Annotated in this window: 20 protein-coding genes; 9 read left to right on the forward strand and 11 right to left on the reverse strand. The window is 63.9% G+C overall.

The features are described 5' to 3' along the window. Window positions 1-5: 5 nt before the first annotated feature. The 4 genes from AC1L34_RS00690 to AC1L34_RS00705 all read right to left on the reverse strand — a co-directional run bounded on the left by AC1L34_RS00690 (window position 6) and on the right by AC1L34_RS00705 (window position 2,327). Window positions 6-227, reverse strand: coding sequence for an amphi-Trp domain-containing protein (locus AC1L34_RS00690; RefSeq protein ID WP_424293098.1), 222 nt, complete (start codon window positions 225-227; stop codon window positions 6-8). Between the two features lie 78 nt (window positions 228-305). Beyond that, window positions 306-1,190, reverse strand: coding sequence for a sigma-70 family RNA polymerase sigma factor (locus AC1L34_RS00695; protein WP_424293099.1), 885 nt, complete (start codon window positions 1,188-1,190; stop codon window positions 306-308). Between the two features lies 1 nt (window position 1,191). Then, window positions 1,192-1,665 carry a carboxymuconolactone decarboxylase family protein gene (locus AC1L34_RS00700; protein ID WP_424293100.1) on the reverse strand — a complete coding sequence of 158 codons (474 nt, stop codon included), beginning with the start codon at window positions 1,663-1,665 and terminating at the stop codon, window positions 1,192-1,194. A 101-nt stretch (window positions 1,666-1,766) separates the two neighbouring features. Further along, window positions 1,767-2,327 (reverse strand): Ltp family lipoprotein, encoded by a 561-nt coding sequence (locus AC1L34_RS00705; RefSeq protein ID WP_480035030.1) that lies wholly within the window; start codon window positions 2,325-2,327, stop codon window positions 1,767-1,769. 256 nt (window positions 2,328-2,583) lie between these two features. Between AC1L34_RS00705 and AC1L34_RS00710 the strand changes: the two genes are divergently transcribed. The 5 genes from AC1L34_RS00710 (at window position 2,584) to AC1L34_RS00730 (ending at window position 8,123) form a co-directional block, all read left to right on the forward strand. Then, window positions 2,584-4,053, forward strand: coding sequence for an HNH endonuclease signature motif containing protein (locus AC1L34_RS00710; RefSeq protein WP_480035031.1), 1,470 nt, complete (start codon window positions 2,584-2,586; stop codon window positions 4,051-4,053). A 279-nt stretch (window positions 4,054-4,332) separates the two neighbouring features. Next, a complete protein-coding gene (locus tag AC1L34_RS00715; RefSeq protein ID WP_424322896.1) occupies window positions 4,333-4,995 on the forward strand; it encodes a M23 family metallopeptidase in 663 nt (220 codons plus the stop codon). A 112-nt stretch (window positions 4,996-5,107) separates the two neighbouring features. Further along, window positions 5,108-5,677 (forward strand): YdeI/OmpD-associated family protein, encoded by a 570-nt coding sequence (locus tag AC1L34_RS00720; protein ID WP_480035032.1) that lies wholly within the window; start codon window positions 5,108-5,110, stop codon window positions 5,675-5,677. Window positions 5,678-5,862: 185 nt separating this feature from the next. Further along, window positions 5,863-7,155, forward strand: a complete 1,293-nt coding sequence (locus AC1L34_RS00725; protein ID WP_480035033.1) for a glutaminase — start codon at window positions 5,863-5,865, stop codon at window positions 7,153-7,155. 119 nt (window positions 7,156-7,274) lie between these two features. Beyond that, window positions 7,275-8,123, forward strand: a complete 849-nt coding sequence (locus tag AC1L34_RS00730) for a 3-hydroxybutyryl-CoA dehydrogenase (protein ID WP_480035034.1) — start codon at window positions 7,275-7,277, stop codon at window positions 8,121-8,123. Window positions 8,124-8,195: 72 nt separating this feature from the next. On the opposite strand, the gene AC1L34_RS00735 is transcribed toward AC1L34_RS00730, so the two are convergent. After that, window positions 8,196-9,413: a hypothetical protein gene (locus AC1L34_RS00735; RefSeq protein WP_424296620.1), complete on the reverse strand. Its 1,218-nt coding sequence runs from the start codon at window positions 9,411-9,413 to the stop codon at window positions 8,196-8,198. A 174-nt stretch (window positions 9,414-9,587) separates the two neighbouring features. Here AC1L34_RS00735 and AC1L34_RS00740 point away from each other — a divergent pair, with 174 nt between their 5' ends. Further along, window positions 9,588-11,255 carry an ABC-F family ATP-binding cassette domain-containing protein gene (locus AC1L34_RS00740; protein WP_424296622.1) on the forward strand — a complete coding sequence of 556 codons (1,668 nt, stop codon included), beginning with the start codon at window positions 9,588-9,590 and terminating at the stop codon, window positions 11,253-11,255. A 77-nt stretch (window positions 11,256-11,332) separates the two neighbouring features. Here the strand turns inward: AC1L34_RS00740 and AC1L34_RS00745 are convergent, their stop codons facing one another. Next, on the reverse strand, window positions 11,333-11,944 hold the full coding sequence (locus AC1L34_RS00745) for a heme-binding beta-barrel domain-containing protein (RefSeq protein WP_424296624.1): 612 nt from the start codon (window positions 11,942-11,944) through the stop codon (window positions 11,333-11,335). Between the two features lie 157 nt (window positions 11,945-12,101). Next, a complete protein-coding gene (locus AC1L34_RS00750) occupies window positions 12,102-12,569 on the reverse strand; it encodes a MarR family winged helix-turn-helix transcriptional regulator (protein ID WP_424296626.1) in 468 nt (155 codons plus the stop codon). Between the two features lie 127 nt (window positions 12,570-12,696). Here AC1L34_RS00750 and AC1L34_RS00755 point away from each other — a divergent pair, with 127 nt between their 5' ends. Further along, on the forward strand, window positions 12,697-13,044 hold the full coding sequence (locus AC1L34_RS00755) for a hypothetical protein (protein ID WP_424296627.1): 348 nt from the start codon (window positions 12,697-12,699) through the stop codon (window positions 13,042-13,044). Between the two features lie 3 nt (window positions 13,045-13,047). On the opposite strand, the gene AC1L34_RS00760 is transcribed toward AC1L34_RS00755, so the two are convergent. The 4 genes from AC1L34_RS00760 to AC1L34_RS00775 form a co-directional block, all read right to left on the reverse strand. Continuing rightward, window positions 13,048-14,082, reverse strand: coding sequence for an NAD(P)-dependent alcohol dehydrogenase (locus tag AC1L34_RS00760; RefSeq protein WP_424296629.1), 1,035 nt, complete (start codon window positions 14,080-14,082; stop codon window positions 13,048-13,050). Window positions 14,083-14,242: 160 nt separating this feature from the next. Continuing rightward, on the reverse strand, window positions 14,243-15,913 hold the full coding sequence (locus tag AC1L34_RS00765; protein ID WP_424296631.1) for an ABC transporter permease: 1,671 nt from the start codon (window positions 15,911-15,913) through the stop codon (window positions 14,243-14,245). 2 nt (window positions 15,914-15,915) lie between these two features. Continuing rightward, complete coding sequence (locus tag AC1L34_RS00770; RefSeq protein ID WP_424296632.1) at window positions 15,916-16,956, reverse strand: extracellular solute-binding protein; 1,041 nt, start codon at window positions 16,954-16,956, stop codon at window positions 15,916-15,918. A 49-nt stretch (window positions 16,957-17,005) separates the two neighbouring features. After that, the gene (locus AC1L34_RS00775) at window positions 17,006-18,082 is read right to left on the reverse strand and encodes an ABC transporter ATP-binding protein (RefSeq protein WP_480035035.1); all 1,077 of its coding nucleotides are present in this window, start codon (window positions 18,080-18,082) and stop codon (window positions 17,006-17,008) included. Window positions 18,083-18,166: 84 nt separating this feature from the next. Between AC1L34_RS00775 and AC1L34_RS00780 the strand changes: the two genes are divergently transcribed. Next, complete coding sequence (locus AC1L34_RS00780; protein ID WP_424296636.1) at window positions 18,167-18,958, forward strand: DUF1542 domain-containing protein; 792 nt, start codon at window positions 18,167-18,169, stop codon at window positions 18,956-18,958. A 62-nt stretch (window positions 18,959-19,020) separates the two neighbouring features. Beyond that, window positions 19,021-19,668, forward strand: a complete 648-nt coding sequence (locus tag AC1L34_RS00785) for a HEAT repeat domain-containing protein (protein ID WP_424296638.1) — start codon at window positions 19,021-19,023, stop codon at window positions 19,666-19,668.

A 19,668-nucleotide genomic window follows, 5' to 3' on the forward strand; every position in this document is an offset into this window, starting at 1 on the left:
GCGGCCTACCAGGAGATCTCCACTTCGATCTCCGATTCGTCGCCGCGCTCGAATTCGACTTTCAACTTCACTCGGTCCGGGACGTCGATCCGGACAGTCTTATTGTTCTGCACGTACGACACCTCGTTGTGGCGCGCGATCGCGTCGGCCAGATCGTGGAGTCGCTGTGCGGCTTCTTCGCGACTCAGGTCAACTTTGGTCTCATGCTCAAACAATTCATCTCCCATGCGTCCATCTGAGCCCATGGTTCAGCGAACGGTCAAGCGATGTCGCCGATTGTTCGTGCGATTGACTGAGAAGTGCCGTCAGCCGTGGACGTGCGTCAGCTTTTCCGGGTTGCGGACGTAGTCGATCGCGACAATAAGGCCATCGGAAATGGTGAGTGCGACCATGCCGTCGAGGTGGTCCCCGAGGAACACCAGCAGCGCTGGATTGTGATTGACGATGGTCGTGCGCATCGCCTTCTCTGGTCCGTGGCGTTTCGAGATGCCGGCGAGGAAGGCAGCGATCTTGGCCGCACCGACGATCGGATGGCGGGCGGCTTGGACGATGCCGCCGCCATCCGCGGTGAGTACCGCGTCCGGGGCCAGCACTCGCAGGAGTCCGCCGAGATCGCCGGACATTGAGGCGGCGGCGAAGGCGTCGACGATGTCGTGATGCGCCGATGGATCGACGTCGAATCGCGGCCTACGCTCCTGGACGTGTGAGCGGGCGCGCGATGCGAGTTGCCGACATGCCGCTGGCGCGCGGCCCAGGGCCGTGCCGACCTCGTCGAACGACAACCCAAACAGATCGTGGAGCACGAATGCCGCGCGTTCGGCGGGGCTGAGTGTCTCCAGGACCACGAGCATCGCCCACGACACCGAATCCGCGAGCCCAACCGAGTCGGCCGGGTCGGGTGCGGTCTCGACAGGTTCGGGCAACCACGGGCCGACGTAACTCTCCCGCCGGACTCGTGCCGACCGCAAGACGTCCAAGGCCAGTCGAGACGTGGTGGTCACGAGCCAGCCGGTGAGGTCGTCGATGCTGTCGATATCGGTGCCCTGAAGTCGGATCCACGCATCCTGAACCACGTCTTCGGCGTCGGAGACACTGCCGAGCAGTCCGTAGGCGACCCCGATGAGGCGGGGCCGCAGGTTTTCGAATGTCTCGGCTGCCGATTCAGCGCCGGGCAAGGCGGGAGTGGACATGTCAGCTGAACTGTCCGGGGGTGTAGCTTCCCGCTGGGATCGTCGCGATGACATTCATCCGATTGTAGGCATTGATCAGCGCAATGAGGCCGATCAGCGCGATCTGCTGGTCGTCGTCGAAGTGCTCGACGACGTCGGCCCAGACTTCATCAGAAACGCCGCCCGCCGCGTCCGCAATGCGGGTGCCCTCCTCAGTCAGGGCGAGTGCGGCGCGTTCGGCATCGGTGAAGACGGTCGCTTCTCGCCAAGCGGCGACCAGATTGAGTCGCTGAGCTGTCTCCCCAGCGTGGGCGGCGTCTTTGGTGTGCATGTCGGTGCAGAATCCGCACCCGTTGATCTGGCTGGCGCGGATCTTCACTAGTTCGCCGGTAGCTGCGGGTAGCGATGATTCCGAGATCACCCTGCCCGCCGAATTGATGTACTTCATCAGCTTCGCTGCGGTGTCGTTGCCGAAGAAATTTACGCGTGCACTCATGGTGTCCTCCTGGTGTCTTGTTTGGTCAGAAGGTGGACGAGATAGAGGCGCAGTTTGTGACATCGTCGGCCAAAATTGTTGTTGACCTGCTGGTTCGGTGATCAGAACTGGCTTGCAGCACCCGACTGTGCCTGGGATGGAGTGAAGCCGTCGAAAATGAGTTGGTCGACCAGTCCTTGTTCAGAGAAGGCGCTGATCGACATGTACTCAGCGGCCTTCTTGGCCGCTTGATCTGTCCAGTTGGTGCTGAGGTTGTCGACCCCGACGGTGGCATCGTTGGTGCTGAATCCCTCGTAAACCAGTTGGTCGATGAGGCCTTTTCGTGAAAAAGCGGAGATCGACAGGTAGTCGGACGCTTTCGCGACCGCATTCTGCTGGGACGTGGTCAGACCGGATCTCGAGTTCGGGCGCGGCGGCGGGGTTGTCTCCGGAGGCGTCGTGGTCGCCTCTACCGTGGTCGTTGCTGGTTCAGTCGGAGTTTCAGCGGTCGTCGGACTGGTTTTGGAAGACCGGGTCACAGTTGTGGTCTCGGTGGTCGTCTCTGTCGCGGTTACCGTTAACGGGGCCGCCACCTTGTCGGACGATCCGCAGGCTGAGGCAAGAAGTGTTGACGTCGTGGCTAGGGAAATTAGTGCTCCGCGGCTGATCTTTCGAAGGTTCATTGCTGCCCGTTCTAGCCTGCCCGGCGTCCGACAAATCTGCGCGGTGTCGCTGGGAAATTTGTGCTTGTTTTTCGATAATCCCGCAGGTGAAGAGGGGTCGACGCAGATGTGCGTCAGTTCGTCCGAATGGGTGACGAGGGGTCCAAACTGCAGATGACGAAAATTGTCAGAGGGTCGCGATAGTGTTCACACATACAAACGAACACACAGTGAACTACTTCGCAAAGTTCACGATGAACGCGAGGAGGTGACCCCGATGGACCTAAACCAAGCAGTTGCCGAGCTCGGCCCGGCTGAGCTCGCCGAACTGGCTGGCACGGTCGCCACCCACCTGGCGGGCTCGGTGTTCACCGCCTCCACCGAGGGCCAACTCCTCGAAACCGCCGAGATCCTCGAGCGTGCCAACCGCCGCTTCGATGGCGCCACCTCGGCTTTGCTGGCCGAGATCTCCGACCGAAGTGCCTACCGCAAGGCCGGGTTCCTCTCACTGCACGCCTACCTCGCCGGAGGCCTTCGTCTCGGTGACGGGGAGGCCAAGCGCCGCCGGATCACCGGTGCCGGCATCGCCCGCCTGGCCAATTTGCAGGGTGAGACTCTTGCGCCGGTGTTTCCGGCCACCGCCGAGGCGGTCGCCGACGGCGCTATCGGCGCCGACCACGTGGTGGTGATCGACGAGGTGATGCGCAAGATCCCCAGTGCGGTCGACCCGCAGGTGCGGGCCGGGGCTGAGTCCCGGTTGGCCGAGGTCGCCCGCGACCTCACCCCGGCCGGGGTCCGCACCGCCGGGCACCGATTGTTGGCTCATTTGGACCCTGACGGGGCGCTCACCGATGAGCGGGACCGCAAACGGCTCCGCCAGTTCGGTCTCGGCGGGCAAGACCAACGCCTGATGAGCAAAGTTCGGGGCTACCTCACCCCCGAACTTCGGGCGCGGTTCGAGGTCATGTTCGACTCCTGGGCCAAGCCCGGAATGAACAACCCCGCCGACCCAGCCTCCCCACGCGGGGCGGCTGAGGCCGCTGATCCGGCCGCCCTCGCCGCGGCGGCCGAACGCGATGACCGTTCGCTCGGCCAACGCCAGCACGACGCCCTGCTGGCGCTGCTGGAGGCCGAGCAAGCCCTGCGGCCCGGTGCGGGAGGCAAGCTTTCCTCGGAGTTGGTCATCACGGTGACTGACCGGGAGTTGGCCGAGCAGGCCGGAGTCGCCCTCACTGCGACCGGAACCCGCGTTCCGGTGGGCGAGCTCGTCGAGCTGGCCGCGAATGCCACCCCGCATTTGGCGGTCTTCGCCGACGCCACGGGCCAGCCCCTGTACTTGGGGCGGGGGTCGCGGTTGGCCAACAAGCCCCAACGGCTGATGCTTTTTGCCCGCGATCGCGGGTGCACCGCTCACCGGTGTAATGCCCCGTTCGCCCGGACCGAGGCGCACCATTTCCCGGATTGGGCCGATGGTGGTCCCACCGATGTGGACCATTTGGGTGCCGCGTGTGGGCGGCACAACCGCAGCGTGGGCAAGAACGTCGGGGCGTGGGAAACCAAACTCGTTGTGGACGGCCCCGCCCGGGGCCGGGTCGCTTGGCGGCCCCGCCAGCCGGGGCGCCCGGCGGTGTGGCGGGTCAACCCGACCCACCACGCGGAGTTGTTGCCGGTGAACGGCCCGCACGGGCCGCCGGCTCCGGAGGATTCTCGGCTCGAGGCCCACCTCGAGCACCTGTTGGGGGCGTAACCCGCCCGACCAGCCGGACACCCCGGCCGGTCGGGGGATTCGTCGTGCCCGGATGGTCCACCGTGCACTCGGTGTCGTCCTGTGGCCGGTTCCCAGCCGTTGCCACGTCCCCGGTACGAAGGGCGGTGCAGGGCCTCGGTCGGCGAGCGTCGTCGCCGCCCTTTGTTGTCTCTGCTCAGAAGATTAGGTAACCTCGCCGTGTCTTTGTCGATTCCAAATCGTTACCAAATTCGAACGGACGTGATTGTGCCGCAGTACCGCGTGAACGCTGCCAACTCTATGAACCCCGCTGCCGGCCAGCCCGCGCGCCGCGGCCGCCATCGCGTGGCCCGGACCGGGATGTCCATGCCGATCCGTGTCGGCGCGGTGGCCGCGTTCGCCGGTGCCGTCGGACTGGCCACCGTCTCGGCCGGTGAGGCCGCGGCGAAGCCGGCGAAGAAGTCGGAGGCACCGATTGTGCTGCCCGGGAACATCACGCTGCCGGAGAACCTGGAACTGCCGAAGGAACTCGACGACGCGGTCCGCGGTCTGGCGGTGCCGAATGTTTCCTTCCCCGGCCGTGCGGTGAAGCCGGCGTCGGGCACCGTCACCTCGCACTACGGCCCTCGCTGGGGCACGCACCACAACGGCGTCGACATCGCAGCCAAGATCGGCACCCCGGTCTACGCGGTGACTGACGGCGTCGTGCTTGAATCCGGCCCGGCCTCGGGTTACGGGCTGTGGATCCGTGTCAAGCAGGACGACGGCACCACCGGCATTTTCGGTCACGTCAACGAGAGCTTTGTGCACAAGGGGCAGCGGGTGATCGCCGGTCAGAAGATCGCCACCGTGGGCAACCGCGGCAACTCGACGGGCCCCCACCTGCACTACGAAGTCTGGAACGCACAGGGTAATCCGGTCAATCCGCAGGCTTGGCTGTCGAAGCGCGGCGTCGGCCTCTAAAGGCAGCCGACCTCCATTCCCAAGGAGTGCTTGCGGCATTCGTCCGAATCCTCCCATGGGCACCCCATAGCGACGAGTCGTCACGACCGCAGGCGAGTGGCAGTATCGCAGGATGGACCGCGACGGGATCCTCGCCTTCACTGACGGTGACGAGTGGGAAGCGTGGCTCGACGAGCACCACGCGGACCGGTCGGATGCCTGGTTGCGGATCGCGAAGAGTCGATCGGCCATGCCCGGTCTAACAATCGGGGACGCTCTTGACGGTGCCCTGTGCTTCGGGTGGATTGACGGGCAGCGCCGCGCGAACGACGACGACTCCTTCCTCCAGCGGTATTCGCCGCGGCGGGCAACGAGTTCGTGGTCGAAGATCAACGTCGGCAAATTCGAGGCCCTCGCGGCTGCGGGTCGGGTACGTCCGGCGGGATTCGCGGAGGTGGAGCGCGCCATGGCCGACGGCCGGTGGGACGCCGCCTACGAGTCGCAGCGGACGGCGGAACCACCGGACGATCTGGTCGCGGCACTCGCGGCTAGCCCGATGGCGGCCTCGGCGTTCGACGCGTTGGGCCGGTCGGATCGGTACGCGATCATCCTGCAGATCCTGAAGGCGCGGACACCGCGGCGGCGGGCCGAGGTGATCGGGCAGGCGGTCGTCAGCCTGGCAGCTACGCGAGCATGTCCTTGACTATCTATCGGGACCCTTGTCGCCGAGCAGCACGGGGAACACCAGCAGGTTGTACCCGCAGAGTCGGCAGCCCTGGCCCGCCCGGCTTCAGTTGTCGCACCAGATGTGGTTGTCGCACTTTGGCGCGACACGGCGCGGCAACCACAACCGGTGCGATAACTGGGGTCTCGCCGTACGCTGCGATCGTGCGATCACCAATCCCTGATTACCTCGCGTCAGCACTTTCCTCGGTCGAAGCGGATCACTCCGGTGCCACTGCCGACTACATTCCGGAACTGCGCGACGCCGACCCCGATCGACTCGCTGTCGCAGTCTGTACCGAGGACGGCCAGATGTACTCGCAGGGCGACTGCGAGGTGGAGTTCAGCATCCAGTCGATCTCCAAGCCCTTCGTCTATGCGCTGGCCCTCGCAGACCGCGGATTCGACGAGGTTCTGGGCAAGGTCGGCGTGGAACCCAGCGGTGACGCGTTCAACGAGATGTCGTTCGACACGGAGTTCGGGCGACCGCTCAATCCAATGATCAACGCGGGTGCCATAGCGACTCACTCGCTAGCTGGCCGACACGATGCAACGGCAGAACAGCAGGTGGAACGGATCGTCGACGGTCTCAGCGCCTTTGCCGGTCGTCGACTGGAAGTCGACGAGTCGGTATTCGAGTCGGAGATCAGCACCTCGTTCCGCAATCGGGCATTGGCAAACATGTTGCGGGCCAACGGGACCATCCACGATGATCCGCTCATTGCTGTCGCGGGCTACACGCGGCAGTGCTCACTTCTGGTGACCGTCGAAGATCTTGCGCGGATGGCGGCGACGCTCTCGAACCGAGGCGTCAACCCGGTGACCGGTGCACCGGTGGTCCCCGCGGCGGTCGTCAGGCAAACGCTCAGCGTGATGGCGACGTGCGGCATGTACGACGGTGCCGGTGATTGGATGACGAGGGTCGGGGTCCCGGCCAAGAGTGGCGTGGCGGGCGGCATGATCGGCGCGTTGCCGGGACAAGCAGGTATCGCGACCTTTTCTCCGCGCCTGGACAAGCATGGCAACAGCGTGCGCGGGGCCGAACTCTTCCAACGCTTCACGTCAGAGATGGGCATGCATCTGATGGACGTAGCGCCCCCCGGACTGGCTGCCGTCCGTGGCCGCCGAATTGTCGGTGAAGGCGACGAGGCGATAACGATAGTTTCGCTGCAGGGCAACCTTGCTTTTGCCGGAGCGGAACGCTTCCTTCGGAACCTCGTCGAAGAGCCGCTAACCACCAAACGGGTAGGAATCGGAATCGTCCGAGTCGGGTCAATCGCGGACGTTGGTCGCCGCATGATTCTCGAAGCTATTCGGCGACTCACACTCGACGGCCACGACGTCTACCTCATTGATGCCGACGGACTCCTGCCCGATCCCGACCCGGGCCATGGTGGACGAGTGACTATTGTGAACGCACCCGGCGACATTCTGCGGATTAACGGGCTTGACCTGTGATGAATGTTGCAACGCTCGGGGCAGGATTCGAAATGCCAGGTGATTGACCACTATTCTGTTCAATCGACAGCAATGAATCCGGGCACTGATTTTCTGGCCCGCTCAGTTTGGAGTTATTTGTGAATCTCATTGGCGTGATCGGCGGAGGCACCATGGGTGCCGGTATTGCTGAAGTGTGTGCAAAGGCCGGAAGCGACGTGCTGGTTCTAGAAACCAAGCAGGAATTCGCTGACGCAGCGACCGCGCGAATCACCAAGTCGATCAGCCGCGGCGTCGCCAAGGGCAAGATCTCGCAGGAAGACGCCGACGCAGCCATCGGCCGCGTCAAGGTGACCCTCGACGTCAACGAGTTCGCAGACCGCGAGCTGGTCATCGAGGCGGCCCCCGAGGTCGAGGCCATCAAGCACGACATCTTCGCCAAGCTCGACGACGTCGTGAAGCCGGAGACGATCCTCGCCACCAACACCTCGTCGATCCCGATCATCAAGATCGCCGCAGCCACCGCGCATCCCGAGCGCGTTGTTGGTGTGCACTTCTTCAACCCCGTCCCGGTGATGCCGCTCGTCGAGATCATCTCCGCGCTGACCACCGCACCGGAAACGGCCGCCGCTGTCACCGAGTACGCGGGAACCGTCCTCGGCAAGACCACCGTCCAGGCCGGTGACCGTTCAGGCTTCATCGTGAACGCGCTCCTGATCCCGTACCTGTGCCAGGCCATCCGCATGTACGACTCCGGCTACGCCAGCGCCGAAGACATCGACGCAGCAATGAAGGGCGGCTGCGGCTACCCGATGGGCCCGTTGACGCTGTGCGACACCGTCGGCCTCGACATCTGCCTCGCTGCCGCGGAGTCGCTGTACGCGGAGTTCGCTGAGCCGCACTTCGCGCCGCCAGCACTGCTGCGTCGTATGGTCGACGCCGGTCGTCTGGGCCGCAAGACCGGTCGTGGGTTCTACGACTACAGCTAGAGCGCAAGTACGCAAAAACACCGGTGGCGGGAGATGGTTATCCATTTCCCGCCACCGGTGTTTTGACTGTCGTTACGCGGCGGCGTCGATTTCGATGGGCACGTCGGCCGGGGCCGCGTCCGAACCTGTGCTCGGGGTTGTGTCCGCACTCGGTGCAGGCGCGTCGTCGACGGGTGTCGACACAGTTGGGTCCGTCGGCGCACCAGGGTCAGTCGGCATAGGCAGCTCGGGAGCGACCGGCGCCTCGGCTGGCACCTGCGGCGCGGGATCTGCCGCCAACTCGGGTACATCTGCCGTCCGCGACAGAGCATTCGGGTTTACCGACGACGTCGACTGCGGGCTCAGCAAATCACCCGTCGACAGTTCTGGGATCGTCACCCCGGGGATGGGAGTCTTGAACTGGCCGACCGACAGTGACGGGATCAAACTGCTGATGTTGTCGAGCTTCCCGAAGTTCGAGAAGTCGAGGGCGGGCACACCCAGGTAGTTGACGTTGCCCTTCAAAATGCCGTTCGTAATGGTCGGGAACAGGACCAGTTGACCGCCGAGCCAGCCGAGCGCGATAGCTCCGGGATATGCCGACAGCGGTGAGAACGCGTAGTCGGACGTCAGTTTCACCAGTTCAGTACCGCCGAGGGTGATTCGAGCGAAGTCGTCGGTCAGGATCCGCGAGAGCGGCTTGCCAGCGACGACTTCCTTGATCAGGCCGAGCAGATCCTTGTCTCCGGTGAGTAACCCAATCAGAGCGAGGGGATTGGTGACGCCGAGCGAAACCTCACCGGCATCGGTGCGATAGTCGGCGTCAACCGTGCCAAGCAGGTTGAGGCACATGCCATCGGTGGAGGATGTCGCGAACGCGACGACTCCGATGCATGAGGCTTGGCCGGTGGGGATCTTGAATCCCTTGAACCCGAGAATGTCGAAGATCGTGATGTCGGTGGTCGCAATTGCTAGGCCCCCGAGAGCGAAGGCGTTTGCGGACTCGCCCTTGTCTGCGGCGGCAATGGCAAAGCCGGGGCCGATCGCGGTGGCGCTGCTATCGCCGAACTCGTTCTTGACGAAATTCCAGCCGCCGTTGCCGATGAGGAGTTTGATGATGCCCTCTGGGTCCGCAGCGATTCCGCCCAACATCGCGGTCGACGAGGCGAGCATCGGGTCTGCGACGGTAGTCCGCTGGGGCTCAGGCTGCGTGACCGATGGGACCAACGTTGCACCTGCAACGAGCGCGGCGCTGGCCGCGGCGGCTGTGGCTGCGGCTGCAGATTGGCGGAGGCGAGAACGAGTGGCCAAAGCGAACTCCAAGTGGCGTGGGTCGGGCAAGAATATTGACGACGCCCCAATGTAATTGCGGTCACAGGCGTATGAGGATCGATCCGATCATCAATGGCACGGAGTTGATGTTGAGGATGGTGTACGTGGCACTGAATGCGCGGCGGCGCTAGTTCGAGTGGGACCATAGGACGCATGACTGCAACTCTCGTCGCGAAAGACCTCTCCGGCGGGTACGCGCATCGTGTTTTGTTCGACCACCTCGACCTGACGGTCGCGCCGGGCGACGTCATCGGCGTGGTGGGTGCCAACGGCGCAGGCAAGAGCACCCTGCTTCGCGTGTTGGCTGGCGATCTCGCGCCGCTGGAGGGCACAGTGACGTGCTCGCCGTCGGATGCCTTCGTCGGCTGGCTGCCCCAGGAACACCAGCGTATTGAGGGCGAGACCGTCGGCCAGTACGTCGCACGTCGCACCGGGTGCGCGGCGGCGACCGATGCGATGAACGCGGCCGCCGATGCGCTTGCCGACGAGGCGTCCGGGTCTGTCGACCCTGCGGATTTCTACGCCGTGGCCCTTGATCATTGGCTGGCGACCGGAGCTGCAGACCTCGATGAGCGACTACCCGCTGTGCTCGCGGACCTGGGCCTCGATGGGGTGACGTTGGGCGGCGATCCGGCGTCGGCGCTGATGACGGGCCTGTCGGGCGGCCAGGCGGCTCGGGTCGGCTTAGCGGCCCTGCTGTGTTCGCGCTTCGACATTGTGCTGCTCGACGAGCCGACCAACGACCTCGATCTTGAGGGGCTGGTCCGGCTGGAAGAGGTGGTTGGCGGTATGCGCGGCGGGGTGGTGTTGGTGAGCCACGACCGGGAGTTCCTGGCCCGTAGCGTCACCAAAGTGCTGGAGTTAGATTTGGCGCAAAATACCAACACGCTCTTCGGTGGCGGGTACGAAAGCTACCTGGAAGAGCGCGAGGTGGCCCGCAGGCATAAGCGTGAAGCATACGAGGAGTTCGCGGATAAGAAGGCCGACTTGGTCTCGCGTGCCCGGACTCAACGTGAATGGTCCAGCCAGGGTGTCCGCAACGCGATGAAGAAAAACCCGGACAACGACAAAGTCCGACGCCGCGCCGCCACCGAGTCGAGTGAAAAGCAGGCGCAGAAGGTTCGGCAGATGGAAAGCCGGATCGCGCGGTTAGACGAGGTCGCCGAGCCCCGAAAGGAATGGGTGCTGGAGTTTACGATCGGTGCCGCACCCCGATCGAGTTCGGTTGTTTCGACGTTGAACAATGCGGTCCGTCGGCAGGGTGACTTTACCCTCGGGCCAGTGTCGTTGCAGGTCAATGCGGGTGACCGGATCGGGATTACAGGCCCGAACGGGGCCGGTAAGTCGAGCTTGCTTGGGTTAATTTTGGGTCGTACAACACCAGACGACGGTACCGCCCAGCTGGGTAGCAGCGTCGCGATCGGCGAGATCGATCAGGCCCGGGGACTCTTCTCGGGTGAGGAAATGCTCGCCGACCGGTTTGAAAGTCTGGTCCCCGACTTCACCACCGAGGAAGTTCGCACACTGCTCGCCAAATTCGGGCTCCGGGCCGATCACGTCCAACGACCGGTGGGGGAGCTCTCGCCGGGGGAGCGGACTCGGGCTGCGCTCGCGCTCCTTCAGTCGCGCGGCACCAACGTGCTGGTTCTCGATGAGCCGACCAACCACCTGGACCTCCCGGCGATCGAGCAGCTTGAGCAGGCACTGGAGGCGTACACCGGGGCGCTCCTGCTCGTCACTCACGACCGCCGCATGCTCGAGAACGTGCGCGTCGGCCGTCGGTGGCACGTCGAGCGCGGCCAGGTTACGGAGCTCGCGTAGCCGTAGAAGCGGCACTGCCGCCGATTGTGACCCGGATGAGGTCACGATCGGCGGCATGGAACGCCAAATCTCACGGATCAGTTGAATTCAGATCCCGGATGGAAGCGCTTCACGCGGCGCAGGGTGTTCTCGTCGGTGTGGTGCATTTCCCCGCCGGTCGCGGCCAGACGCATCAGCAGGTCTGAGTTGTACGAGAAGGTGTCGTCGTCGATGATCGTGAAGTTGCTGGTGAAGCTCTTGATCTCAGCGCGCTCCATCAGGTACTTGTTCTGCAGGATGCCATAGCTTGGGTCACCGGGGCTGGCATTGAAGTGGAGGACGGTGTCGTGCGGGCCGGCATCACTGCCGGCCTGGATCGCGATACCGCGACCAAAAACGACCGTGCGCATGACCTGACCGTTGATTTTGTCCCAGAGCAGGAAACCGATCTCGTCGTGGAACGGATCCATGCCTTCTTCGCCGTGCCGCCACGCGGTCATCGAATAGTTCAGGCCCCACAGGGTCTGCTGTCCGTTCTCCTGAACCGGGATCGGCTTGAACGTTGCGCGCTCGAAGTACGAGGTCTTACTCGTCTCGTCGTCTTTGTTGTGGTACGAGAGGTCGACGCCCGTGTCGCCTTCCCAGATGCCGACCAGCGGGGTCAACGGGCCGAGCTTCTGCGGTCCGCGGATTGCGGTGTCGGTACTCATGATTTCTCCAATCACTGGTTCTCAGGACCGGGTGCCGTCGACGCGGCGGCACCGGAACGCAACGATGGCGCACGGTTCCCTGCGTGACCGCAATCATTGCCTACGTCAAGTCTTGCACAATGCAAGACTTGATTCGGTCAAATCACGCGGTGTGACACTAGAGCGGCAAATGTCGTCGCAGATCGTCGTTTTTGCCCTCTTCGCTGAGAACTGAATGGAGGTCGCGCAAAGCTTGTGCGCAGTCGGCGCGAGCTTCGGGAGTGAGATGGCTGAGTGCTGCGGCGAGTTCGGTCCGTCGCCGGTCGTTGACCTGCCTGACCACTTTGCGTCCGGTGTCGGTCAGTTCCAGTCGCACGATGCTGCGGTGACTGGGATCGCTGCCACGAACCAGATGACCCGACGTGTGGAGTCGGTCGGCGAGTCTGGTGATCGACGATCCGACCACGCCAAGCGCCCGTGCGCAGTCGGTCGAACTGGCGGGTCCGATTTCGTGGAGGGTCAACAGCAGACGGAATTGGGGGAGTGACATGTCGACGTGGTCGACGCTGCGCAGTGCTAGGCCGACGAGATCGCGGGTGGCGGTTTCGAAATCATCGACTTCGTCGGCGCTGACGTGCTGAGGCATTTGCCGAGTATGTCAGTGCGAGCTTCTCCACGTTGAATATCCCGTCCCAGTCCTCGACGGTTCCGTCCTCGATGGTCCGGTCCCCGATACTGCTGACCGGGAGCTCCATGTCGTGGAGAATCGGCACATGAGTTACACGTTGTCATTTTGGTCAGGTGACGATGCGGCGGACTGCATGGACACCTATCGTCGGCTCAATACGGGTGAGCGCGTCGAACACGTCGCGCTGGTCGACAAGGCTGGTGTTGAGCGGGCACTCAGCGGGATCGACGGCTGGAGGTGGTCGCAGAGTCTGCTTTACCCGCCGGGCAGTCACCTCGTGGGAAGCCCGGTGTTCGACATCTTCGTCGACACTCAAGCGGTGACCTGCACTGGCTACGGTGTCGAGGCCGCAGACATCAACACGGTCATCGACGTGATGCGCGAGCTTGGCTTCCGACTCTACGATCCACAGACCAACGAGCGTTTCGCGTAACTCCTACGGCGTCAGAATTGCTCGGCCGGCGATAGCTCCGGCCTCCAGGTCGTCAAAGGCGCGCTGAAAGTCTGCTAGCGGATACAGCGTGTGTTCGACGGTGAGCTTGCCTTGTGCTGCCAGCGCGATGACTTCGATGAGGTCGGCGCGGGTGCCGCCGTACGACTTCCGAATGTCGACGCCCCACGGGATGACACCGGTGTTCGCTTCGGCTCCTAGGTCGATTTTTCCGCCGCCGAGTCCCACCAGGCGGAGCGCGCCTTCCGGTGCGACGACGCCGCGCGCGAGGTCGACGGTTTGCTGCACGCCGACGAAGTCGAAGACGGCGTCGGCTCCGTACCCGTCGGATTCGGCGAGGATGGCCGCAGCGGCGGCGTCGGATTTAAGGACGAGGTCGGCCCCGTGTTTGCGGGCGAGTTCGAGTTTGTCGTCGGCCATATCGACGGCGATGATTCGGGCGCCGGTGCTGGCGGCGAGAATTTGGACGGCCATGTGGCCAAGCCCGCCGACACCGATCACGACAGCCGTGGAACCGGGCGTCAACCAGTCGCGGGCCGAGCTGATGGCGCGCATTGGAGTGAGGGCGGCGTCGGCTAGCGGACCGGCGCTCACCGGGTCGAGATTGCCGAGCGGCATGGCATGGCGCGCTGGCACGATCATGTATTCGGCCATGGCCCCGTCGGGACCGAGTCCAGGGGTGGGCGGGTACATGTACCGGCCGCCGCTGATGCAGGCGTTGTCGCGTCCCAGGATGCACGGTCGGCACTGGCCGCAGCTCCAGATCAGGTTCACCAAGACCGCACTGCCAATGTCGAGGCCCGTCACGTCCGGACCGACCGCATCGATCCAGCCCGCGCCTTCATGTCCGAGCGTGGGGTCGGGGCCCGGCCACGGTACTGGCAAATGCAAAATGTGCAGATCGGAGTGGCACAGGCCTGCGCCAGCGACCTTGACGCGCACCTCGCCCGGACCAGGTTCGGGCTTCTCGACCTCGACCATTTCGAGGGTTCCCGGTGAAGTTAGCTTCACTGCGCGCATCGTTGGTTCCTAACGTGTGACGGTTGAGAATTACGTTACGACGAGGTGCCGACAAAGTGGGGCATACGTTGAGATGCGTTGAGGAACGTCTCGAAACAAGCCCCACGGGGATCCGTCTGACAGTGGACGCTTAGGGATCGCTGTGGAGAATGGCGAGCGCCTATTTCCGGACCGTCGACCGAGCAAGGAGAATCGCCGGAATCGCACCGATCAGCAGGAGAGCTAACCCGTACGGGCTGGCAGCGGTGAAGTCGAGTACTTCGCCGTTGGTGGTCGACCACAGGGCCGTGGCGAGGGAGTGCTCGCCGGTGGGACGAAGCAACAGCGTGGTGGTCAGTTCCTTGCCTGCATCAAGCCCGACGAGGAGGGCACCCGTTCCGATCGCGGGTAGCGCAAGCGGCATGGTGACCCGTGTGAACGTCTCGAACGGGCCCTTTCCGAGGGACCGTGACATGTCGTCGAACGCCGGAGCGGCCTGCCCGAATCCGACCTGCTGCGATCCGACGGCGAGCGGCAGGAACAGGACAACGTAGCCGATGACCAGCAGGGTGGACGTTTGATAGAGCGGGAACATCCACCGCACCGAGATGAACACCAGCGACAGTGCCATGATGACGCCCGGCAGCGCGTGCGCCACCCAGGTGGAACGCTCGATCAGTGTCGAGATACGGCCGGGGTAGCGCGCGGCGAGCAAGCTGACCGGAATAGCGCACAGGGTGGCGAGGACGGCCGCCGACAGTGCCCACTTCGCCGTGTTACCTGCCGCATTCCCGAGTTCGGCCCAATCGATAGAGCTGCCACTGCCGGTCAGGTGATTGATGATGCCGCTTCCGGTCACCCAGAAAGGCACCGCGAGGGCACCAGCTACGACCGCCGCGCAGAGCGCTGTCCACAGTGGCGTGCTGTAGCCGAGTTTCCAGCGCAGCGGAGGTCGCGGGGTCCCGCTGCCAGTGCGGACCGGGCGCCGCTTACCGCGCAGCACGCGATCGAGCAGGAGGAGTCCAATCGCTCCGACCGCCAGCACTACGGCCAGTGCGCGAGCCGACTCCGGCATCCCCAACACGGTCTGCTGTTGGACGATGACCGTCGTCAAAGTTTGGTAGTTGAGCATCTGTAGCGCACCGAATTCGGCGAGCAGATGCAAGCCGATAATCAGCATGCCGGTGGCGATCGCCGGGCGTAATTGAGGCAGGGTCACGCGGAGGAACGCGGCCACCGGGCCACGCCCCAGAGCTCGGGCTGCTTCCTCCTGCGCGGGGTCGAGTCTGCGCAATGCCGTTAGCGTCGGCAGGAAAACGTAGGGAAATAGGGTGAGGGTCAGAATGGCTGTCGCGCCACCGAGCCCAAAGATCAGGGTCGAGCCGGGGAAGTAGCGGTAGCTAAATGCCACCCACGCATACGATCCGACAAAGGTCGGCACGCCGAGGGGCAAGGTAAGCAGTACCGTCCACACGCGCGGCATCGGCAGGGTGGTGCGGGCGATGAGCACGGCCAAGCCAACACCAAGGATCACGGTGAATCCGCAAACCAGGACGAGCAGTTTGAGCGTGTTCCAGATCAGCGGCACGGTCGACGGATTGTCGAGTTCGTCGAGCAGGAGCGTAAAGCTAAACCCAGCGCGGAACAGCAAATAGGCGGCCGGCGCGATGGCCGCCACGGCCACCAGAATGCCTGGAACAACCAGGGCGATGGGCGGTCGGCCCCGTCGAATCCGCGACTGCTTACTTGCGGCGTCGACGTCCGGTTCCAGCCCGTCGGTGCCAAGCACCGATACCGGTTCCAATGCCGCGATGGCGTTGGAACCGGTATCGGGGTCTTGGGGAAGGGTCACCGTCAGATGATGCCGCTCTGCTTCAGCAAGTCATTCGCTTCGGCGGTGTTTTGCAGCGACGCCTGATCGAAGACAGGGAAGGTCAACGACTTGAGATCGGGCAGGCCGTAGCTGCTCTTGACGCCGGGCGTCAGCGGGAACTGCGGGCTGTTTTCGGCGAGGACCTTCTGTCCACCGTCAGCGGCGACGATCCACTTCAAGAACTGGGCTGCTTCCTTCTGCTTGGAACTCGACTTCAGGACGCCGGCACCCGAGGCCAGCATGAGCGCACCGGCGTCGTCGTTGTTCATGAAGTGCACGCGCGAGGTCACATTGGCCTCGCCGCCCTTGTCCTTGGCCATGATGTACCAGTAGTAGTGGTTCGACAGGCCGAAGGGATGTTGACCGGCCTCGACGCTGTCGCGGACCTTCCCGTTCGACTGCTCGTTGACGCCGTTTTCCTTGATGCCCTTGAGCCATTCGAGGGTCCGGTCCTTGCCGATCGTGTTGATCAGGTAGGCCGTTGTCGACTTGAACGCGCCAGACGGGGCGTATGCGAACTTGCCCTTCCACTCCGGCTTCGTCAGATCGAGGATCGACGGCGGGAGGTCGCCTTCCTTGATCAGCTTGGGATCGAAGAACATTACGCGCGCACGGGCCGCCCACGGAACCCAGTTGCCGGTCGACGGCACAAACCGCTGGTCCGGGACCGCAAGGACCGACTTGTCGACGGGGCTGAGCAGGCCGTTCTTGTCGAGCCCGGCCATGGCGCCCGGCTCCTCGGTGATGATCAGGTCGGCCTTGGAACGATCGCCTTCTTCGACGATCTGTCCGGTCATCTCGGCGTCCTTGCCCGCACGCACGTTGACCTTGATACCGCTCGACGCCTCAAACGCCTGCGCGAGACTCTTCGCAGTTTCCTCATGCTGACCCGAATACAAGGTCAGTGTGTTGGCGTCGCTGTCGTCGTTGCTCGATGAGCATGCAGTCAACGTAAACGCGGTGGCCAGTGCCGTGGTGGCAGCGACAATTCGCCAGGTCAGCCGCTTTGCTGGGTCAGCCATGGGTCCTCTGTTTCTTTCTGGTGACGATCGGTTGCAGTGTGGTGTGGCGTTAGGACGCGGCGGCGTCCGTGAGATCGGATTCGACGACGCTCACGCGGACGGTGCTACCGGGAGCCGGCAGATCGCGACCCTCCATGCGTGCGACGATCCCGGTACCGTCGATCAGCGACAGTCGTGCCAGACCGTCGTGACCAAAGAAGCTGGTGGAGGCGACGGTCGCCGGAATGCCATCGGCGGTCAGGGTGAACTGCTCGGGCCGCAGGACCAGGGTTTCGCCGAAAACTGCCGAACGGTCAACGCGGAGTCTGCCCAGCGGGGAGTCGACGATCGCGGTCTTGTCGGTGCTCCCTAAGTCGACCAACGTGCAGGGCAACTCGACCGAATCGCCAAGGAACGCCGCCGCCGAGGGGTCGACGGGCTTCGCATACAACTCGTTGGGTGGCGCGCAGGCGATCACGCGGCCGTCGCGCATCATGGCGACGTGATCGGCAAGCGAGAGAGCCTCGCTCTGATCGTGGGTCACCAAGACAGAGGTCGCGTTGATGCTCCGCAATAGTTCTCGGACTTCCTCTCTGAGGTCCACGCGCAGGGAAGCATCGAGTGCGGAGAACGGTTCGTCGAGCAGAAGGACCGTCGGGGCGGGGGCCAGCGCTCGGGCCAAAGCCACACGCTGCTGCTGCCCGCCGGACAGTTCGTCGGCGCTGCGGTTCCCGTATCCGGCCATCCCGACCAGATGCAGCATTTCTTCGACGCGTTCACTGCGGTGGCGTCGGGCGGCGGTGCTAAACCGGGAACCGATGCCGCCGGGGAGTCCGTAGGCGATATTTGCGGCAACCGACAGATGCGGGAACAGCGCACCTTCTTGCGCGACGATGCCGACGCTTCGCTTTTCGGGCCGGACAAAAGTGCCGGGACCCGCGACGATCGTGCCGTTGATGGACACTTCGCCACCGTCGGGGCGATCGAAACCGGCGAGAATTCGAAGCAGGGTGGTCTTGCCGCTACCGGAGGCGCCGAGGATGGCAGTGAAGCTACCCTCGCGCACGTCGAGGTCAACGCCGCGGAGCGCATGCACCGGCTGGGGTGACGCGGGAAAGACCCGTGTAACTCCTCTGACACTCAACATAAGGCAAGGCTACGCTACCGATAATCCGAGTTGCGCGTTAGGTAGGTCACCCTTGGTTTGCCAAGAATCCGTACCCTGGATGGAGTGCCAGACTTTTTCACTATCGTCCTCATCGCGTTGATCGCCGTCGGTATCTATTTCATGGTCCGCGGACGAAGCAACGGTGCCCAAGCTGCCCAAGCCCGACTCGACGACGCCAAGGCCGACGCCCGGCAGGCCATCGAGCGACTCGGTGGGCAGGTCTACTCCCTCAATCCCGGCGACGACGCCTCGGCCAGGCAATCGCTCGCCGACGCAGGTGAACGCTTCACCGCAGCCGGATCGCAGATAGAGCAGGCGGCAACACCCGGTCAGGCGTTACTCGCTAAACAGACTGCTATCGAAGGGCTCTATTACATTCGGGCGGCGCGCACCGCGCTCAATCTCGACCCGGGTCCGCCGATCCCTGAACTCGAAGGCCAACGCGCAGCGGGTTCGGTCACCGAAGCCCGTGCCGTCGAGTTTGAAGGCCGCGAAGTGCAAGCATCGCCCAAGCCGTCCGACGCGACGCCAAATTACTATCCGGGTGGCCGCGTCGCTGGCCGACCTGTTCCCGCAGGCTGGTACTCCGAACCCTGGTGGAAACCCGCCCTCATCGGCGGTGCCTGGGGCATGGGCTCTGCCCTCCTGTTCAGTTCTCTGTTCTCCGGGATGGCAGGCATCCCCGCGGGTGTCTCCGACGGCAACTTCGCTGGTGGCGACATGAGTGACGGCGGTGGAGACTACGGCGACGGTGGAGACTACGGCGACGGGGGCGATTACGGCGACGGCGGCGACTTCGGCGGGGGCGACTTCGGCGATTTCGGTGGCGGCGATTTCGGGGGCTTCGACTTCTAGCTCACGACGCTTGACCCTGACACCGTGACAGGGTCTTGACTGCCTTTTAGGAGGTGGTCACGATGACCAGAACACCCAAGGCCCAAACCTCAACGATCGTTGTGGGTCTGCGGGCCACAAACGCGCAACTCCGGCTCCGCGCCGCCCTGGCGTCGGGAACCTCTCCCGACCCGGAGTTCGTCGCAGCGTTGATCGAACGAAGCGCCGTGGAACCGGACTTCTTTGTCCGCGACATGTTGACCTGGGCCCTCACCCGCCATGACCCCAACGACGTGGTGCCTTTGCTGATTGGTGAGCTTCGTTCGTCGCCGCCGCAGGCCCGCAGTCAGGCGCTACACACACTGTCGAAGATTGGTGACAGCTCGATGTGGGGATCCGTGCCGAGTAGTTTGCTCACCGACCGCGACGACGAAGTCGCGCGTGCCGCGTGGCGGGCTGCCGTCGCGCTCGCGCCAGAATCGTCGGAGGTGGCTGCCATACTGGTCACACAGTTGGGGCGAGGAAACGATGAATTGCAGCGCAGTCTCAGTCGTGCATTTGTCGGCATCGGCCACGACTCGCTCAACCTCATACTGCGGGCGCAAAGCTCAGACGATCCGGACGTTCGGGCTCACGCGGTGGCGACGGAAGCGCTGATGCGCGACCCCGACACCGGCTTCGCAGACAGTCTCCACGAAGCTCGACGCACGGTGGCACTAAAGGGACGGTGA

The organism is Gordonia sp. 34D, from assembly GCF_056682775.1.

Excerpts from the sequence above, each read along its gene's own strand:
- AC1L34_RS00690 (WP_424293098.1), bottom strand. The coding sequence starts at position 227 with ATGGGAGATGAATTGTTTGAGCATGAGACCAAAGTTGACCTGAGTCGC.
- AC1L34_RS00695 (WP_424293099.1), bottom strand. The coding sequence starts at position 1,190 with ATGTCCACTCCCGCCTTGCCCGGCGCTGAATCGGCAGCCGAGACATTC.
- AC1L34_RS00700 (WP_424293100.1), bottom strand. The coding sequence starts at position 1,665 with ATGAGTGCACGCGTAAATTTCTTCGGCAACGACACCGCAGCGAAGCTG.
- AC1L34_RS00705 (WP_480035030.1), bottom strand. The coding sequence starts at position 2,327 with ATGAACCTTCGAAAGATCAGCCGCGGAGCACTAATTTCCCTAGCCACG.
- AC1L34_RS00710 (WP_480035031.1), top strand. The coding sequence starts at position 2,584 with ATGGACCTAAACCAAGCAGTTGCCGAGCTCGGCCCGGCTGAGCTCGCC.
- AC1L34_RS00715 (WP_424322896.1), top strand. The coding sequence starts at position 4,333 with ATGAACCCCGCTGCCGGCCAGCCCGCGCGCCGCGGCCGCCATCGCGTG.
- AC1L34_RS00720 (WP_480035032.1), top strand. The coding sequence starts at position 5,108 with ATGGACCGCGACGGGATCCTCGCCTTCACTGACGGTGACGAGTGGGAA.
- AC1L34_RS00740 (WP_424296622.1), top strand. The coding sequence starts at position 9,588 with ATGACTGCAACTCTCGTCGCGAAAGACCTCTCCGGCGGGTACGCGCAT.
- AC1L34_RS00745 (WP_424296624.1), bottom strand. The coding sequence starts at position 11,944 with ATGAGTACCGACACCGCAATCCGCGGACCGCAGAAGCTCGGCCCGTTG.
- AC1L34_RS00750 (WP_424296626.1), bottom strand. The coding sequence starts at position 12,569 with ATGCCTCAGCACGTCAGCGCCGACGAAGTCGATGATTTCGAAACCGCC.
- AC1L34_RS00755 (WP_424296627.1), top strand. The coding sequence starts at position 12,697 with ATGAGTTACACGTTGTCATTTTGGTCAGGTGACGATGCGGCGGACTGC.
- AC1L34_RS00760 (WP_424296629.1), bottom strand. The coding sequence starts at position 14,082 with ATGCGCGCAGTGAAGCTAACTTCACCGGGAACCCTCGAAATGGTCGAG.
- AC1L34_RS00770 (WP_424296632.1), bottom strand. The coding sequence starts at position 16,956 with ATGGCTGACCCAGCAAAGCGGCTGACCTGGCGAATTGTCGCTGCCACC.
- AC1L34_RS00775 (WP_480035035.1), bottom strand. The coding sequence starts at position 18,082 with ATGTTGAGTGTCAGAGGAGTTACACGGGTCTTTCCCGCGTCACCCCAG.
- AC1L34_RS00785 (WP_424296638.1), top strand. The coding sequence starts at position 19,021 with ATGACCAGAACACCCAAGGCCCAAACCTCAACGATCGTTGTGGGTCTG.